Source organism: Streptomyces sp. NPDC018029, assembly GCF_044327655.1.
In the GTDB taxonomy this organism is placed as follows: domain Bacteria; phylum Actinomycetota; class Actinomycetes; order Streptomycetales; family Streptomycetaceae; genus Streptomyces.
This window is the reverse complement of record NZ_JBIRFV010000012.1, coordinates 201,625-218,943: the sequence shown is the minus strand read 5'-3', so window position 1 is coordinate 218,943 and position 17,319 is coordinate 201,625. Positions and strand designations below refer to the sequence as shown.

At 69.9% G+C, this 17,319-nt stretch carries 14 protein-coding genes; 5 read left to right on the top strand and 9 right to left on the bottom strand.

Annotated elements, in window-relative coordinates; genetic code table 11:
- Nucleotides 1-218 precede the first annotated feature (218 nt).
- From ACH4D5_RS32585 to ACH4D5_RS32565, 5 genes are all read left to right on the top strand, one after another.
- Nucleotides 219-1,109, top strand: coding sequence for an FAD binding domain-containing protein (locus tag ACH4D5_RS32585; protein WP_398309553.1), 891 nt, complete (start codon nucleotides 219-221; stop codon nucleotides 1,107-1,109).
- Complete coding sequence (locus tag ACH4D5_RS32580) at nucleotides 1,109-1,711, top strand: (2Fe-2S)-binding protein (protein WP_398309550.1); 603 nt, start codon at nucleotides 1,109-1,111, stop codon at nucleotides 1,709-1,711. Before ACH4D5_RS32585 ends, ACH4D5_RS32580 begins: the two co-directional genes overlap by 1 nt.
- Nucleotide 1,712: 1 nt before the next feature.
- Complete coding sequence (locus ACH4D5_RS32575) at nucleotides 1,713-4,097, top strand: xanthine dehydrogenase family protein molybdopterin-binding subunit (RefSeq protein WP_398309547.1); 2,385 nt, start codon at nucleotides 1,713-1,715, stop codon at nucleotides 4,095-4,097.
- Nucleotides 4,098-4,328: 231 nt separating this feature from the next.
- Complete coding sequence (locus ACH4D5_RS32570) at nucleotides 4,329-5,786, top strand: NCS2 family permease (RefSeq protein ID WP_398309544.1); 1,458 nt, start codon at nucleotides 4,329-4,331, stop codon at nucleotides 5,784-5,786.
- Nucleotides 5,787-5,838: 52 nt separating this feature from the next.
- Nucleotides 5,839-6,990 carry an XdhC family protein gene (locus ACH4D5_RS32565; protein WP_398309541.1) on the top strand — a complete coding sequence of 384 codons (1,152 nt, stop codon included), beginning with the start codon at nucleotides 5,839-5,841 and terminating at the stop codon, nucleotides 6,988-6,990.
- A gap of 34 nt (nucleotides 6,991-7,024) precedes the next feature.
- Here the strand turns inward: ACH4D5_RS32565 and ACH4D5_RS32560 are convergent, their stop codons facing one another.
- The 9 genes from ACH4D5_RS32560 to ACH4D5_RS32520 all read right to left on the bottom strand — a co-directional run bounded on the left by ACH4D5_RS32560 (nucleotide 7,025) and on the right by ACH4D5_RS32520 (nucleotide 17,203).
- The gene (locus ACH4D5_RS32560) at nucleotides 7,025-7,459 is read right to left on the bottom strand and encodes an SRPBCC family protein (RefSeq protein WP_398309538.1); all 435 of its coding nucleotides are present in this window, start codon (nucleotides 7,457-7,459) and stop codon (nucleotides 7,025-7,027) included.
- A gap of 69 nt (nucleotides 7,460-7,528) precedes the next feature.
- Nucleotides 7,529-8,338: a polysaccharide deacetylase family protein gene (locus ACH4D5_RS32555; RefSeq protein ID WP_398309535.1), complete on the bottom strand. Its 810-nt coding sequence runs from the start codon at nucleotides 8,336-8,338 to the stop codon at nucleotides 7,529-7,531.
- A gap of 71 nt (nucleotides 8,339-8,409) precedes the next feature.
- Nucleotides 8,410-8,964, bottom strand: coding sequence for a hypothetical protein (locus tag ACH4D5_RS32550; protein WP_398309532.1), 555 nt, complete (start codon nucleotides 8,962-8,964; stop codon nucleotides 8,410-8,412).
- Nucleotides 8,965-9,000: 36 nt separating this feature from the next.
- The gene (locus tag ACH4D5_RS32545; protein ID WP_398309529.1) at nucleotides 9,001-9,432 is read right to left on the bottom strand and encodes a hypothetical protein; all 432 of its coding nucleotides are present in this window, start codon (nucleotides 9,430-9,432) and stop codon (nucleotides 9,001-9,003) included.
- 27 nt (nucleotides 9,433-9,459) lie between these two features.
- Nucleotides 9,460-10,269 (bottom strand): hypothetical protein, encoded by an 810-nt coding sequence (locus ACH4D5_RS32540; RefSeq protein WP_398309526.1) that lies wholly within the window; start codon nucleotides 10,267-10,269, stop codon nucleotides 9,460-9,462.
- 49 nt (nucleotides 10,270-10,318) lie between these two features.
- The gene (locus ACH4D5_RS32535) at nucleotides 10,319-10,921 is read right to left on the bottom strand and encodes a hypothetical protein (protein ID WP_398309523.1); all 603 of its coding nucleotides are present in this window, start codon (nucleotides 10,919-10,921) and stop codon (nucleotides 10,319-10,321) included.
- Nucleotides 10,922-10,958: 37 nt separating this feature from the next.
- Entirely contained in the window at nucleotides 10,959-12,536 is a 1,578-nt protein-coding gene (locus ACH4D5_RS32530; RefSeq protein WP_398309521.1) for a hypothetical protein, read from the bottom strand.
- Between the two features lie 9 nt (nucleotides 12,537-12,545).
- Entirely contained in the window at nucleotides 12,546-14,165 is a 1,620-nt protein-coding gene (locus ACH4D5_RS32525) for a pyridoxal phosphate-dependent decarboxylase family protein (RefSeq protein WP_398309518.1), read from the bottom strand.
- 731 nt (nucleotides 14,166-14,896) lie between these two features.
- Nucleotides 14,897-17,203 (bottom strand): glycosyltransferase family 39 protein, encoded by a 2,307-nt coding sequence (locus ACH4D5_RS32520; RefSeq protein ID WP_398309515.1) that lies wholly within the window; start codon nucleotides 17,201-17,203, stop codon nucleotides 14,897-14,899.
- Between the last annotated feature and the right edge of the window lie 116 nt (nucleotides 17,204-17,319).

The window sequence follows — 17,319 nt, the reverse complement described above, 5'->3', positions numbered from 1 at the left end:
CCCGTTCTTCATACGAATCTACAAGACGCACGGCTTGGCCAGCCAACTCCTTCATGGTTTCGGTGACTGACCCCATCGGACGAGCGGGCGGTGTACTTGCCCCACTCCGCGTTAACAGCACATGAACGAGCAGTCGAGGGACGAACGGCCCGAGTGGCCGGAACGGAATCCTCCCGTCCCTTGAAGCGAACGACCCTCGATACGAAGAAGAGAGCCTCATGGACTTCCTTCGCCCCGCCAGCTGGGAGGAGGCGCTCGCCGCCAAGGCCGAGCACCCCACGGCTGTGCCGATTGCGGGTGGCACCGACGTGATGGTCGAGATCAACTTCGACCACCGTCGTCCCGAGTACCTGCTTGACCTCAACCGCATCGTCGAGCTGCGCGAGTGGGAGGTGGGCGAGGAGACGGTCCAACTGGGCGCCTCTGTCCCGTACACCCAGATCATGGAGGAGCTCCGAGCCGAGCTCCCCGGCCTCGCGCTCGCCTCGCACACCGTCGCCTCCCCGCAGATCCGCAACCGCGGCGGCGTCGGCGGCAACCTGGGCACGGCGTCCCCGGCCGGCGACGCCCACCCGGCGCTGCTCGCCGCCGGCTGCGAGGTCGAGGTGGAGTCGGTGCGCGGCTCCCGCCTGATCCCGATCGACGACTTCTACACCGGCGTGAAGCGCAACGCCCTCGCCGCGGACGAGCTGATCAAGTCCGTGCACATCAAGAAGGCGGACGGGCCGCAGCAGTACTCGAAGGTCGGCACCCGCAACGCCATGGTCATCGCCGTCTGCGCCTTCGGCATCGCGCTGCACCCCGAGACCCGCACCGTGCGGACCGGCATCGGCTCCGCCGCCCCCACCCCCATCCGGGCGAAGGCGGCCGAGGAATTTTTGAACGCGGCGCTCGAAGAGGGCGGCTTCTGGGACAGCAAGAAGATCATCACCCCCTCGATCGCCAAGCAGTTCGCGGAGCTCGCCTCCGGAGCCGCCAACCCGATCGACGATGTGCGCGGCACGGCGAACTACCGCCGCCACGCCGTCGGCATCATGGCCCGCCGCACGCTCGGCTGGACCTGGGAGTCGTACCGCGGCGAGGGCCGCAGCACTGAGGGAGTCGCATAATGCGCGTGAACTTCACGGTCAACGGCCGTCAGCAGGAAGCGGACGACGTGTGGGAGGGCGAGTCCCTGCTCTACGTGCTGCGTGAGCGCATGGGCCTGCCGGGCTCCAAGAACGCCTGCGAGCAGGGCGAGTGCGGCTCCTGCACCGTCCGGCTCGACGGCGTGCCGGTGTGTTCGTGTCTGGTCGCGGCCGGTCAGGTGGAGGGCCGCGAGGTCACCACCGTCGAGGGCCTCGCCGACTACGCCAGGCACCGCGCCGACGCCCACCCCGGCGGCGGCTGCGTCTCCGGCGCCTCCGGCGCCTGCGGCACCTCCCTCCAGGAGGCGCAGAACTGGAGCGCCAAGGGACAGGACTCGCAGACCGGCGAGGGCGCCGAGCTCTCCCCGATCCAGCAGGCGTTCATCGACGCGGGCGCCGTCCAGTGCGGCTTCTGCACCCCCGGCCTGCTCGTCGCGGCCGACGAGCTCCTCGAGCGCAACGACACGCCGTCCGACGCGGACATCCGCGAGGCGCTCTCCGGCAACCTCTGCCGCTGCACCGGTTACGAGAAGATCCTGGACGCGGTCCGCCTGGCCGCGGCCCGTCAGGGAGAGGCGGTCTGACATGGCTGGCACCACCACCGGCATCCCCGCCAACGTCACCCAGGGTTCGCAGACCAAGGGCGGCGTCGGCGAGTCGATGCTGCGCCCCGACGGCACCCTGAAGGTCACCGGCGAATTCGCCTACTCCTCGGACATGTGGCACGAGGAGATGATCTGGGGCCAGGCCCTGCGGTCCACGGTCGCGCACGCCGAGATCGTGTCGATCGACGTCTCCGAGGCCGTGGCCATGTCCGGCGTCTACGCGGTCCTGACCGCCGACGACCTGCCGGCCGCCAAGAACTACGGCATGGAGTACCAGGACACCCCCGTCCTCGCGTACGGCAAGGTCCGCCACCACGGTGAGCCGGTCGCCCTCGTGGCCGCCGATCACCCGGAGACCGCGCGTCGCGCCGCCGCGAAGATCAAGATCGAGTACCGGGAGCTCCCGGTCATCACGGACGAGGCGTCGGCGACCGCCCCCGACGCGGTCCTGGTCCACGAGAACCGCGGCGACCACCACGCCGGCCACGTCCCGCACCCGAACATCGTGCACCGCCAGCCGATCATCCGCGGCAACGCCGCAGAGGCCGCCAAGAAGGCCGACGTGATCGTCAAGGGTGAGTACACCTTCGGCATGCAGGACCAGGCCTTCCTCGGCCCGGAGTCCGGCCTCGCCGTGCCCGCCGAGGACGGCGGCATCGACCTCTACGTGGCCACCCAGTGGCTGCACTCCGACCTCAAGCAGATCGCCCCCTGCCTCGGCCTGCCCGAGGAGAAGGTCCGCATGACGATGGCGGGCATCGGCGGCGCGTTCGGCGGCCGCGAGGACATCTCGATGCAGATCCTCGCCTCGGTCCTCGCCCTGCGCACGGGCAAGCCCGTGAAGATGGTCTACAACCGCTACGAGTCCTTCTTCGGCCACGTCCACCGGCACCCGGCGAAGCTCTACTACGAGCACGGCGCCACCAAGGACGGCAAGCTCACGCACATGAAGTGCAAGATCGTCCTGGACGGCGGCGCCTACATGTCGTCGACCCCGTCGGTCGTCGGCAACGCCTCGTCCCTCTCGGTCGGCCCGTACGTCGTCGACGACGTGGAGATCGAGGCGATCGGCCTCTACACCAACAACCCGCCCTGCGGCGCCATGCGCGGCTTCGGCGCGGTCCAGGCGTGCTTCGCGTACGAGGCGCAGATGGACAAGGTCGCCGCGAAGCTGGGCATGGACCCGGTGGAGTTCCGGCAGAAGAACGCGATGGAGCAGGGCACGATCATGCCGACCGGGCAGCCGGTCGACTCGCCCGCCCCCGTCGCCGAGCTGCTGCGCCGCGTCAAGGCCCGCCCGATGCCGCCCGAGCGCCAGTGGGAGTCCAGCGAGGGCGCCGACGTCCGCGCGCTGCCCGGCGGCCTGTCCAACACCACGCACGGCGAAGGCGTCGTCCGCGGTGTGGGCTACGCGGTCGGCATCAAGAACGTCGGCTTCTCCGAGGGCTTCGACGACTACTCGACCGCCAAGGTCCGCATCGAGGTCATCAACGGCGAGCCCGTCGCCACGGTCCACACCGCCGCGGCGGAGGTCGGCCAGGGCGGTGTCACCATCCACGCGCAGATCGCCCGCACCGAGCTCGGCGTCCAGCAGGTCACCATCGCCCCCGCCGACACCCAGGTGGGCTCGGCGGGTTCGACCTCCGCGGGCCGCCAGACGTACATGACCGGCGGCGCCATCAAGAACTCCTGCGAGATCGTCCGCGAGAAGGTCCTGGAGATCGGCCGGCGCAAGTTCGGCTCGTACCACCCGGCCTGGGCCAACGCCGAACTCCTCCTGGAGGGCGGCAAGGTCGTCACCGACGGCGGCGAGGTCCTCACCACCCTCGTGGAGGTCCTGGAGGACGAGGCCGTCGAGGTCGAGGAGGAGTTCAGGCACCGCCCCACCGAGGCCTTCGACCTGCGCACCGGACAGGGCAACGGCCACGTGCAGTACGCCTTCGCCGCGCACCGCGCGGTGGTGGAGGTCGACACCGAGCTCGGCCTCGTCAAGGTCATCGAACTGGCCTGCGCCCAGGACGTCGGCAAGGCGGTCAACCCGCTCTCCGTCATCGGCCAGATCCAGGGCGGCACCACCCAGGGCCTCGGCGTCGCGGTGATGGAGGAGATCATCGTCGACCCGAAGACCGCGAAGGTGAAGAACCCCTCCTTCACGGACTACCTGCTCCCGACCATCCTCGACACCCCGACCATCCCGGTCGACTACCTGGAGCTCGCCGACCCGAACGCGCCCTACGGCGTACGCGGCATCGGCGAGGCCCCCACCCTCTCCTCGACCCCGGCGGTCCTCGCGGCGATCCGCGCGGCCACCGGTCTGGAGCTCAACAAGACGCCGGTGCGTCCCGAACACCTCACCGGAACCTGATCCCTCCGCGGATCTGATCCCCCGCTCGGGGATCAGCGCAAGTCCTCCGAGCGGTGTGTGCCTCCCAGGAACGTCACACTTCCCGCCGCCCGCACCGCTCGGAGCCCAACTCCCCCTCGCCCCGAGGGAGATGTCGTTCGTCTCGGGCCGTCCCCCGGGTCGTGCAGCCAACGCACCATCCCAAATCCCGCAACTCTGCGGGTGCCCCTGTGAACCTTGGGAGTAGGCACCATGACCCAGTCTTCAGTGGAGCCCAAGACCACCGCGGAGGACGCGGGCTCCGGCTCACGCGTCCCGGCCGGCAGATCTTGGCTCGACCGGTACTTCCACATATCCCGGCGGGGATCCACGGTCGCGCGTGAGGTGCGCGGCGGAATCACCACGTTCATGGCGATGGCGTACATCGTCCTGCTCAACCCCCTGATCCTGTCCGGCAAGGACGCGGCGGGGGACACCATGGGCCAGAAGGCCCTGATCACCGCGACGGCGCTCGCCGCGGCGGTCACCACGCTCCTCATGGGCTTCGTCGGCAAGGTGCCGCTGGCCCTGGCCGCCGGACTCTCCGTGTCCGGTGTGATCTCCTCGCAGGTCGCGCCCGAGATGACCTGGCCGCAGGCCATGGGCATGTGCGTGATGTACGGCGTGGTGATCATGCTGCTCGTGGTCACCGGGATGCGCGAGATGATCATGAACGCGATCCCGCTCGCCCTCAAGCACGGCATCACCATGGGCATCGGCCTGTTCATCGCCATCATCGGCCTCGTCAAGGGCGGCTTCGTGCACCCCGGCAAGGCCACCCCGCTCTCCCTCGGCCCCGCCGGCGAACTCTCCGGCTGGCCCGTGCTGATCTTCGCCTGCACCCTGCTCCTCATCTTCATGCTGCAGGCGCGCAACACCCCCGGCGCGATCCTGATCGGCATCGTCACCGGCACCGTGATCGCCGTCGTACTCAACGCACTCGACGTGATCGACCCCAAGCAGTGGGCGAACGGCGCCCCCGAACTGCACGGCAGCGCGGTCTCGTCGCCCGACTTCTCGCTCATCGGCGAGGTCGAGTTCGGCGGCTGGGGCGAGGTCGGCGCGATGACGGTCGGCATGATCGTCTTCACGCTGGTGCTCGCCGGCTTCTTCGACGCGATGGCCACCATCATCGGCGTCGGCACCGAGGCCAACCTCGCCGACGACAAGGGCCGTATGCCCGGCCTGTCCAAGGCGCTGTTCATCGACGGCGCAGGCGGCGCCATCGGCGGCGTGGCGGGCGGCTCCGGCCAGACCGTCTTCGTCGAGTCCGCGACCGGCGTCGGCGAAGGCGCCCGCACCGGCCTCGCCTCGGTCGTCACGGGCCTCTTCTTCGCGGCCTGCCTCTTCTTCACGCCGCTGACCGCGATCGTGCCCCAGGAGGTCGCCTCCGCCGCGCTCGTCGTCATCGGAGCGATGATGATGATGAACGCCAGGCACGTCGACTGGGCCGACCGCGCCACCGCCATCCCGGTCTTCCTGACCGTCGTGCTCATGCCCTTCACGTACACCATCACCACCGGTGTCGCGGCGGGCGTCATCTCCTGGGTCGCCATCAAGATCGCCCAGGGCAAGGCCCGCGAGATCGGCGCCTTCATGTGGGGCCTGACGCTGATCTTCATCGTCTACTTCGCCCTCAACCCCATCGAGAGCTGGCTGGGCGTCCACTGAGGCGCCGGCCCTTCACACACCCGTAGAGCCTTGTGAGCCTGAGGAGGCCGAGATGCTGGACATCGCCGACGAGCTGAACCGGTGGGTCGGGCAGGGACGTGACTTCGCCGTCGCCACCGTGGTGGCGGTCGGCGGGAGCGCGCCCCGGCAGCCGGGCGCCGCGCTCGCCGTCGACAGCGAGGGCACGGCGATCGGCTCGGTCTCCGGCGGATGTGTGGAGGGCGCCGTCTACGAACTGTGCCGGCAGTCCCTGGAGGACGGCGAGACCGTCCTCGAACGCTTCGGCTACAGCGACGACGATGCCTTCGCCGTGGGTCTGACCTGCGGCGGCGTCATCGACATCCTCGTCACCCCGGTCCGCGCGGACGCCGTGTCCAGGCCGGTGTTCGCCGCGGCGCTCGCCGCCGCGTCGGCGGGGGAGGCGGCGGCCGTCGCCCGCGTCACGTCCGGGCCCGCCGAACTGCTCGGCCGCGCTCTCCTCGTACGCCCCACGGGGGAGTACGAGGGCGGGCTCGGCGGCCACCCCGAGCTGGACCGCACGGTGGCGGAGGAGGCCCGCGCCCTGCTCGACGCGGGCCGCACCGCGACCGTGGAGATCGGCGAGGACGGCTCCCGGTGCGGCAGGCCGCTGGTCGTCCTCGTCGAGTCGAGCGTCCCGCCGCCCCGCATGATCGTGTTCGGCGCCATCGACTTCGCGTCGGCGCTGGTCCGGATGGGCAAGTTCCTCGGCTACCACGTGACCGTGTGCGACGCGCGGCCCGTCTTCGCCACGGCCGGACGCTTCCCCGACGCCGACGAGATCGTCGTCGACTGGCCGCACCGCTATCTGGAGCGCACCGAGGTCGACGGCCGCACCGTGCTGTGCGTCCTGACCCACGACGCCAAGTTCGACGTCCCCCTGCTGCGGCTCGCCCTGCGCCTCCCCGTCGCCTACGTCGGCGCGATGGGCTCGCGCCGCACCCACGAGGACCGCAACGCGCGCCTGCGCGAGGTCGGCGTCACCGAGCTGGAGCTGGCGCGCCTGCGCTCGCCCATCGGCCTCGACCTCGGCGCCCGTACGCCCGAGGAGACGGCCCTGTCGATCGCCTCGGAGATCGTCGCGAACCGCCGGGGCGGCACGGGGACCTCCCTGACCGGCGCCCACACCCCCATCCACCACGACACGTCGAACCGGCCCTCCGGGCGAATCGGTTCCGTAGCCTGAAAGCCGCGGCGCGGGGAGTCCGCCGCGCCGGCGCTCAGGGTGCGAGGAGCTGGTCCACCGCGCGGCCGAACACCCGGCGTGACACGGACGACAGCACCCCGTCGCACAGCGCGGGCAGCCACCGCACGCGAAGATCCTCGCGCCACACCACGGCGGAGCCGCCGGCCGTGGGGTAGACCTCGATCTCGGCCCAGCCCGTCATGAACGTCCCCCGCTTCTCCAGTCGGCACCGCCCCGGAGCGGTGCCGTCCGGCGGGCACCACTCGACGACCTCCATGACGTCGTCGAAGCCGACGGGGCCGAGCGCGCTGCGCGCGACGAAGACCGTGCCCGCGTGGGTGGGCGGGGGAGTCCGGACCGCGATGCGGGTGAGCGGGACGACGTCGGCGTGCCGCTCCCACGCGGTCAGCCTGCGCCAGGTCTCGGCGGCGGGCAGGGGCGTGTCTCGGGTGATCTGGAAGATGGCCACACCCCGAGCCTGCCAGCCGAGCGGCCGGAGCGCTCCTAGGGCTGTCCGGACCGATTCAAGAGACACGCCCTAGCGGTAGACCTTGCCCGGCTCGGCCTTGCCCGGTGCGAGGAGCTGGGGCACCGTCACGAAGACGTAGCCGCGCTTCTTGAGCTCGGTGATGACACCGGGGACGGCCGGGACCGTGCCCTTGTAGATGTCGTGCAGCAGGATGATGCCGTCCCGCTTCGTCTGGTCGATGACCCGCTGCTGGATCAGCTTGGAGTCATTGGTCGTGTAGTCCTTCGCCGTGACGGTCCACAGGACCTCCGAGAGGCCGAGCTCCTTGGAGAGCTTGTTGACGTCGTCGTTGGTCCGGCCCTGCGGCGGACGCATCAGCGTCGGCTTCTTGCCGATGAGCTTCTCGATCGCCTCGTTCGGGCGCTCCAGCTCGCGGCGCGCCTCCTTCGGGCTGATCTTCGTGAGGATCTTGTGCGACCAGGTGTGGCTGGCCACCTCGTGCCCCTCGGCGTCCATCTGCTTCACCAGCTCGGGGTACTTCTCTATGTGGTTCTTGCCGAGCGTGAAGAAGGTGGCGGGGACCTTCTCTCTCTTGAGGATGCTCAGGAGTCTCGGCGTGTTCTCGCTGGGGCCCGCGTCGAAGGTCAGCGCCACGCACTTGGCCTTGCGGCAGTCGACGGTGCCGAACTTCCCCTGGTCCGCGGCCTTCGCCGCCGCCCCGTCCTTGCGCACGGAGCTGGGCGACGTGGTGTCGAGCTGGGTGCACCCGGTCAGCGCGAGGGCGAGAGCCGCCCCCGCCGCGAGGACGGGGGCGGTGCGACGCAACCTCTTGGCCGAGCGCGTCGTCTTGAAGGCGGAAGGTTTGTTCACGGCAGGCATGCAAGCACTATACACATGACGTATACACCCTGTTCATAGTGCTTGCGGCCTGAAGCGTGGCCCGGCGTCGGCTAGACGGGGATCACCCGGATCGACGGATGGATGGCCGTGTTCAGGTACAGCCGCTCCTTCTTGTTCTCCTGCTCCAGCTCCATCACGAGCCGGTACCGGTACAGGCCGGGCTTCGCGGTGCTCATGACCGTGCCGGCCCAGTAGTAGTAGACCGGCGTGAACTTGTCCCGCATCCGGTCCGGCATCCCGTAGATCTTCAGCTCGTTGAAGATCCGCCGCTCCGCCACGTCCTCCTCGTCACCCAGCTCGGTGTCGAGGAACACGATGTTGTTGATCTTCGGCATGGGCGGCCAGGTGCCGTCCAGGCGCTTCTCCATGTCGATCGGGCGGACGATCCAGTTGATCACCTGCCCCTGCTTGCACACCGTCTCCAGCGACGAAGTGCCCTGCCCCTTGCCGCCGATGCTGTTGTCCATCATGTACATCGAGTCGCTCAGCGAGCCCGTCGCCGTCGCCCGCTCCATGTTGATGAGCGTCACGATGTTGAGCTGGACCGAGTTCAGCTGGCCGGGGTTCTGCTTCTCCACGTCACCGCGCGTAGTCGTGCTGCTCACCCGTTCCTCCTTCGCGTACGCCGTCATGACTGGCCCCTAGCCGACGAGGGACGACGACAGGGTGGTGGTGATCGGCTCGTCCCTCGTGCCCAGCTTGAACTTGATCTGGTACGCGACCGGCTCCAGGTCCGCCTTCTTCACCGTGGCGACCCAGTACGACACGTCGGTGCCGGGGTACACCTTCCGCACCGGCTCGCAGATCTCGCGGTCGATCACGATGTCCTCGATCGACACGTACGCCTCGCACTCCAACGCCAGGCAGTTCCAGAGCAGTTGGTCGCCGCGCCGGACCTTCGTCCGGAGTTCCTCCGTGCCGAACCCGGTGGATCCCCCGGCCCGGTTCGTGTCGTACATGTACAGGTGGCCTTCCATGCTGCCGGCCGCCAGGGCGCCCACGCAGTCCACGACGGCGGTGATGGAGATCGGCCGCTTCACCGTGGTCTCCCGCGGCTTCGATTTGGTCGTCATCAGGTCCTCCTCCTCGTCCGGTGGGGGTCAGGCGCCGCGGGCCGGGCGCGAGGGCGGGATGGGGAGCTGGCCCAGGCCCGCCTTGGTGAAGGCGTTGCGCCGCGGCTCGGAAGTGATCTTCAGGGCCGACGAGCACGTCAGGTTCACCGGCTCCCACCGGAGTTCGCCGTTGGCCTGGGACAGCTTGTGCAGCTGGATGCGCATCATGTACGAGTACGTCCCCGGGCGGGACGTGTCGACCGACGCCGACCAGTACCAGCCGTCGGTCACCATGTCCGGGGAGCCGTACTCCGCCGGATACATGATCTTCGCGTCCACGGCCTCGCCGTAGATGTCGGTGATCACCGGGGCCGGAGGGCTGGCCGCCGCCGTGGCGTCCTCGGTGACGACCTGGCCCTGGACGTCCACGATCTTCTGCCCGGACAGCCGGCCCCGGGTGCGCCGGGTGGTCTTGACCCGGGTGCCCACGCTCCGCCGGATGCGGTTGAGCTCCGCGGCGGCGTCGGCGCTCGGCACCGTCGACTTGGCGGCGAGCTCCTGCAGTTCGGCCAGCGCCTGCTCGTCGGTCTGCCGCGCCCGCTCGGCCTCGTAGCCGCGCGGGACGGTCGGCGGGATGGAACCCAGGCTGTACGGCAGCCAGTTCAGGACCTGCTCGCTTGCCTGAGAGCCGTCCCGCCAGTAGGAGCCGTGGATCGCGGTCACGAGATCGCCGGTCCCCTGGTTCTCGGAGCCGTGCAGCTTCATGTTGTCGAACAGGTAGGTGTTGCCTTCGAGCGTGCTGGTGGCCAGCGCGTTGCCGACGTCCACGAGCACGATGATCGCCAACTGTTGGGGCATGATTCCGCCTTCGTCGTCGTTCCCGGCTTTGCCGTCGTGGTGCGGATCGCTACTGACACATCAACGCGGGCGAGTCGATGGTCATGACGCTGTTGGCGCCCTCGTACATCTGGAGCTCGAGGCGGTACTGGTAGGGCACGCCCGGGGTCATCCAGTGCGGCACCACTCCGGTCCACACGTCGAGGTCGAGCTTGTCGCCGTCGGATTCCTGCGAGGCGTGGGGCTGGTGGGGTTGAGGGGTTTGCTGGGCTTGGGGGGTCTGGTGGGCCTGTGGGGCCTGGGCGCCCGTGGGGCCGGGGACCGCCGTGCCCATGCCGGGGGCGCTCGGCGTGGCGGTGGCGACGGCGGGCCCACTGGGTGTGCCGTGCCCCTGCTGTCCGATAGGGCTCTGTTGCCCCTGCTGCCCCTGCCGGCCCTCGGCGGGTGCGAACGAGATGCTCTTGATCTCGACCGGGGTCTGCAGGTCGACGGCGAGCGCGGTCCAGGACACGACCTGGCCGGGCTTGACGACGGTGACGAGATTCGGCGTGCCCTGGTGGGTGCTGTCGAACGCGCTGTCGTCCACCATGCAGAGGTTGCCGTCGGACAGCGACTTGATCGACAGCGCTCCGATGACGTCGACGACGGCGATGATGTTCACCTGCGACTTCATTCCGCTCCTGTTCATTCCACTCCCTGTTCTCGGGTGCCTAGCCGCGGTCCCGGACCAGCGGGACCTTTCCGACGGCGGTCCGCTCGATCTCGGCGGACAGCCTGGGCACGAACTTGAGCTGGAGGGTGTATCCGGTCCTCTCGATCGACGCGGCGTTCGCCTCGCCGTGGTTGAACAGCGACAGCGCGCGCGGCAGCGCGTTCACGAAGACCTGCTGGAGGCCGTACGGGCCGAGCACCGTGTCGGCGCGGTAGGTCAGACCGAGCACGTCGTCGACCGCCGCGTACAGCGTGATCGTCCTGCCCTCCCGGTGGTTGACGAACTGGACGTCGTGCGCCACCGCGTCCAGGTCCACCACGTCGGCCGCCTTCAGCTCGTCGCGCAGCGCGGCGTAGGCCCGCGCCGCCGAGTACTGGCTGTCGTTGAGGTGCAGTACGTCCCCGGTGCGTCCCGCGAACTCGAACTGCCGCGTCTTCAGGCCGGGTCCGTCCGTGCGGGGCCGGTGGATCATCCGGTCGCCGAGCTTCAGCCGCAGCAGCGGCGTCTCGTGCGCGTGCAGGCGGGTGACGACGAGTTCGCCCTCCTCGCCCTCGGGGACCTGGCGGCCCTCCTCGTCGACGATCTCGATGAAGTGCAGCCCCGGCACCGCGGACAGCCAGGGCGACGCGGCGTCGAGCTGCAGGCCGATGGTCTCCGCCTGGGTGGCGGCGAAGTAGCTGAGGATCGCGAGGTTCGGATACAGCGCCTGCAGCTCCACCCGCTTGCGCTGCGGCAGCACACCGCTGCCGTACAGGGCGACGCGGAAGCTGTCGCGGTACTCCTGGCGCATGCCCGCGCCGAGTTCGGCGAGGATCGCGATGCCCGCGGAGATGCCCATCAGGGCCTTGGGGCCCCGGTAGGAGAACATGTGCTCCAGGACGGGGGCGGTGACGGGGCCGGCGCCCACGTAGTTGACGCCCGGCACGTGCTGGAGCACGCCGCCGACCATCGTGCCGCTGCTCCACATCTGGTAGTCCGCCAGCGTGGTGAAGAGCCACTTGGGGTCGGTGCCCGCGAGGTGCCGGGCGAGTTGGTAGGCCCCCATGAAGCGGCCCGCGATCTCGTACGTGTCCTTCAACTCGCGCAGGGCGTAGACGACTTCGAGCGGCTTGCCGCCGCTGGTGCCGCCGCTGGCGACGATCTCGAACTCGCCGCGGGTGAGCGGCACGACCATGCCCGGCCGTGTGTCCATGAAGAAGTCGCGCTGGACGTCCTTGTCCGACAGCGGTACGCGCTGCCACTCCTCGTACGTCTGCGGGGCGTGCGTGATGCCGGCGCCCCGCAGCCGCTCCCGCCACAGCGGGTTGAGGAGCACGGTGTTCACCATCTGCTGGAGGCGGCGCAGCACGACCGCGTCCTGGATCTCGTGCGGGATCTCGCTGTACAGCGTCTGGCAGACCCGCTCGCACTCGCGCATCTTGCTCGCGAAGGAGGGGAGTACGGTGACGGCCTCGACGGATTCCGGCTGCAGCTCCCAGTCGGGAATGAGCCAGTTGGCCAGTTCGCGGGCGCCGCCGGGAGCCGGCGCGGGCGGTGGAACATGCGTTGCCTGTGGAGCGTGAGATGTACTCAACATCCGTCCCCTCTACGCTTTACCCGTTCCCTTTGCTGTGCCTTGTTCTGCGCCTTTTGCTGTGCCTTTTTCCGGGTCCTTTTCGGCGACTGCTCCCGTTGCTTCTTCGCCGGTGAGCAGGTCCTGGGCCGTCCTTCTGATCTCGGAAAGCAGCATGCGGAAGTGCTCGCCGGTTATCCGGTGGTTCATCATGACCACGCGCAGCGCGGCCACTCCGTCGACGTTCACCTTCGAGATGAAGAAGTTCCCCTCGAATTTGATGCGGTTCCTGATGGCGATCTGCAGGTGGTGCACGTCCTTCTTGTCGAGGCCGGGCGGGTGGTAGCGGAAGCAGAGGATGTTCGCTTCCGGGCGGTGCAGGGTCTCGAAGTCGGGGTCGGCCCGCAGGGTGTCGTGGGCCTCGCGCGTCAACTGGCAGAGGTACTCGATTTTCTCCGCGAACAGGGCCCGTCCGTAAATGGCCCACAGCGCCCAAAGGGTCATGATCATCGGGCGCTTCGTGCACTCGAAGTTCTTTCCCCCGCTGTCGAACGCGGTGTAGACGTCCTGCTCCTCCTCGAAGACGTAGCTGGCCTTCTGCCGGAATGCGGAGAGCGCGGTCTCCTTGTTCCGGTAGAAGAGCATCGTGCAGGGCGCGGGCACGAACATCATCTTGTGCGCGTCCCAGGTCAGGGAGTCGGCCTTCTCGATCCCGCGGAGCCGGTCGCGGAGGGCGTCCGAGACGAGCAGACTCGCGCCGTGGGCGCCGTCGACGTGCAGCCAGAGGTCCTTCTCGCGGGCCACCTCGGCGAGCTCGTCGAGCGGGTCGAAGGCGCCCACCGACGTACTGCCCGCCGACGCGACGAGGCAGAACACCTTGAGGTTCTGCCGCTCGGCCGCCTCCAGGGTGGCGCGCACCTCGCTCGGGCAGATCTGCTGCTGCCGGTTGAGCGGCAGGCGTACGAGCTGGGCGTCGCCGATGCCGAGCACGCCGGCCGCCCGCGCCACGCTGTAGTGGACATCGGCGCCCACCGCGATGGCCGGCCTGGGCTGCCCGCGCACCGCGGACCCCCCCTGTGACCAGTACCCGGGCAGTTTCTCGTTCCTGGCCGCGAGCAGGGCCGTCAGGTTGGCCAGGGAGCCGCCCGACGTCGTGATCATGGTGAAGCCGTCCGGGTCCCACCCGATGAAGCGGTTCAGCTCCTCGGCCATGATCCGCTCCACGGCGCTGGGCAACTGGCCCGCCTCGTAGAACGAGGCCGGCTGGTTGACCACGGAGCTGACGAAGTCGATGACACCGGCGAGCGGTACGACGCCGGAGAACTGCCGCCCCATGTAGCCGGGGGAGTGCACCTGGATGCCCGTCCGGACGTACAGGTCGATGATCCCCGCCAGGCGCTCCTCGTCGAAGGCGGTGATCTTCTCGTGCTCGGTCGTCATGAGAGCTCTCGCGGCCCGGGACAGCGTCGCGGGCTCGATCAGCTCAAGGCCCCTGATCGACAGGTCCGACAGATGTTTCTCCAGCTTCGCGAGCGCGGTCTCCGAATGCTCCCGGAACTGCTGTGGATCAAAGGCTTCCAGCAACAGGCCGCTCCGGTCCGACAGTGAGCCCCTCCGTTCCGCTTCGGGATCGCTCGCGTGAGATTCCGTCACTAGGGTCCCCCCTTGGAAAGCCCCGTGTAACCCGACATGGATTGTTCCGGCGCGCGCCGGCCGGACAGGGGGGCAGGTTTCATCGAGCGGCAGAGCGCGGAATTACCGACCGGCTGGTCAAACCGGACGGTAACTCTTTCCGGCGGCGCGCGTTCTGCGCCGGCCGCACGGATTCCCCCTCGAATGCGTCTGCGCAGCGGCCGTGTCTCCGGCATGGTCAGTGCCTGCCCCCACGGCAACAACCGTAGGCGGTTCGGATTCCGCGAGAAATCGAAAGTCCGGGGTCTGTCCGAAAGGGAGCGCGGACCACCTGATGGTTTGTCAATCAACTGTGGTCCCATGCGCAACCGGAGGCATCGGGAACTTCGCGGCCGCTCCACCCTTTTCGGACACCATGCCGTGGGCATGTGCGCGGCAGATAGGCAGAAACGCAGGACCGGGGGCGGGTGCCGGGCGGTGCAAGACGTTTCCTGCCATTCTCCGCCCCGTCCGCGGGGCCGCCCTCTCCCGGTCCGGGCGGCGTCCTGTTCGGGACGGGTACTCGCCGCTCCGTCACGGGGATCCGGCCACGGAAAACCGCCGGTGGACGGGAATATCGAACGGATCGGGGCCGAATACGCGGGGTGCGGTGACCGCACCGGCGGAAGTTTCGCCGGGGCGGCCACCGCTCCTCCCCCGTTTCCGAAGGGGCGTGCCGTGGCCGGCACGCCGCGTGGTCGTGGTGCGCCGGGTCAGGAGCTCGTGGCGTCCGACGGTGCGCAGCGGTACAGGGTCTGCTCGGGCGCCTTGGGGGCGGCTTCGTCCCGAGTGCCTCGGTCTCGTGAGTCGTCGCCGCCCGGTGCCCCGTAGGCCCGCGGGTCGACCTCGGCGCAGGCCGACGCGATCCACGAGCTGATCTTCGACGTCTTCTTGCCCTGGTCGCTGACCAGCGCGAAGCGGATGTCGCCGGTGGCGACGAGTTCGCGGTACTCGGTGAGGGCGACGGACTCGGCGTGCAGCCCGGCGAGCGGCAGCACGGGCGCGCCTTCGGCGTAGATGTACGGGGCCGACGCTTCCCACGTCTCGGTGGACAGGGTGTACTTCGCGGCGCCGTCGCGTTCCTGGACGTAGCCGAGCAGCCTGCTCTGCGCGGGTGTCGGCGAGGTGCGGACGCTGACGTCGGCGGCGCGTATGGTGCGCTTCCCCGTCGCGATCCGGATGTCCTCGGCCGGTCCGGCGTGGGCGTCGACCACGGTCCCCGCGTACCGCTCGTTCAGTACGGACAGCGACCATGCCGTGGGCGCGGCGAACATCGCGACGCAGCCGACGAGCAGCCCGGCGCGTGCGGTCCCGCGGCTGGTTCCCCGCAGCGGGCCGAGCGCGACGACGGCACCGAGCGCGGCCACCACGACGAGCGGGAGGAGCCAGGGGACGAAGTCGGTGTGCCGCGACGCCAGATGGACGGTCCAGGCGACCTCGATCACGATGACGGCAGGCAGGACCCAGGCGCGCGGCCCGCCGGCCGCGGCGCGGTGGGCGCGCCACAGGGCGACCGTCCCGGCGGCGGACAGGGCGACGAGCGGGGGCGCGAGGAGTGCCACGTAGGCGGTGTGGGGAAGGTTGCCGAGGGCGCTGAGCACCGCGGCCGCCGTGACGAGCCAGGTGCCCCACATCAGGTGGCCGGCGCGGCCCTGGTGGGTGCGGGCGGCCTTGCGGTGCCCCACGAGTCCGATCACCAGGGAGATCAGCGCGAGCGGATACAGCCAGCCGATCTGAGGTGTGAGGCGGGGGCTGCGGAGAAGCTTGAGCCACAGGTCGGCCTTGGACGGCGCCCCCCGTCCGGCCTCGGCGCCTGAGGGCGTGGCGCCGGCGGGCGTGGCGCCTGCCCGCCCGTTCCGGCCGCCGTCCTGGGACGACGGCGCGCCGGTGGCGCCGTTCGACGGTGCGCCGGACGGCCCTCCGGGACCGGCGTCGGCCGGGCCGCCGGGCGTTCCGGCCGACGGCGTTCCGGCCGACGGCGCGCCGGACGGCCCGGCCGACCGCCCCTCGGACGGCCCCGGGGCCCCGCCGCCCCGCTCCTTGCCCGTCCCGCCGGGTCCCGGCCCGCTGTCGGTCGTGGCGGGGTTGCGCATCTGGCCGCCGCTGCCCCAGAGCCCGTTGCTGCTGACGGGCGCCGCCCCGTCGACCAACCCCGCGTGCAGCCGGTTGAAGCCGTTGTAGCCGAAGACCATCGCGGCCGCGCTGTTGCCGGTGGAGCCGTCCGCGTACGGGCGGTCGTCCTCCGGTGTGAAGGTCATCAGGGCCACCCAGGACAGCGACACCGAGAACATCACGACGCCCGCCACCGCCAGCTGGCCGAGCCTGCGCCGCAGCCGGACCGGCGCCGCCACGAGATAGCCGACGAAGAGCGCGGGCACGATGATCCAGGCCTCCATCATCTTCGCCTGGAAGCCGAGCCCGACCCACAGGGCGCTCAGCAGCAAGGACCGCAGCCGGGCGGTGCCCACCGCCTTCTGGTACTGGTCGGCGGCGAGCACGAGGCACATGGTGAGCGAGCCGTCGAGCATGGCGTGGCCGAACATGGAGGCCAGCACGGGCGTCACCGTGAGCAGCCCCGCGGCGAGCAGCCCGGCGGCGGGCCCCTGCCAGCGGCGCACCATCCGGTACATCACCAGCACGGAGATCACGCCCATGACGCACTGGGGCAGTGTCAGCGCCCAGTCGTGGAAGCCGAAGATCCGCGCCGAGAGCGCCTGCGGCCACAGGAAGCCGCCGACCTTGTCCAGGGTGAGCGTGGCGGACGGATCGAGGCTGGTGAACAGGAACGCCTCCCAGCTCACCGACATGCTGCGCGCGGCCACCGAGTAGTAGGGGGTGAAGCCGCTGCTCGTGATGTTCCAGGTGTAGAGCAGCGCGGCGAGCGCGGCGATGCCGAGGAGCGTGGGCCGCGCCCACCGGGGCTGGTCGGCGGGGGAGCGCCAGAACAGCAGCCGGCGCCGTGGCGACGGGCCCGGAGAGGGGCCGGCCGTCCCGGTCGCGGTCGTCGTGAGAGACGTCATGGCCATGCTTCTACCGGTACGGGGTTGTCCGGGGTCGGCCGCCGGGCACCGGACAACAAGCCCCGGACAACAAGCCCCGGGCAACGTGTGCGTCCCGGCGCCTTCCTGACGTCGCG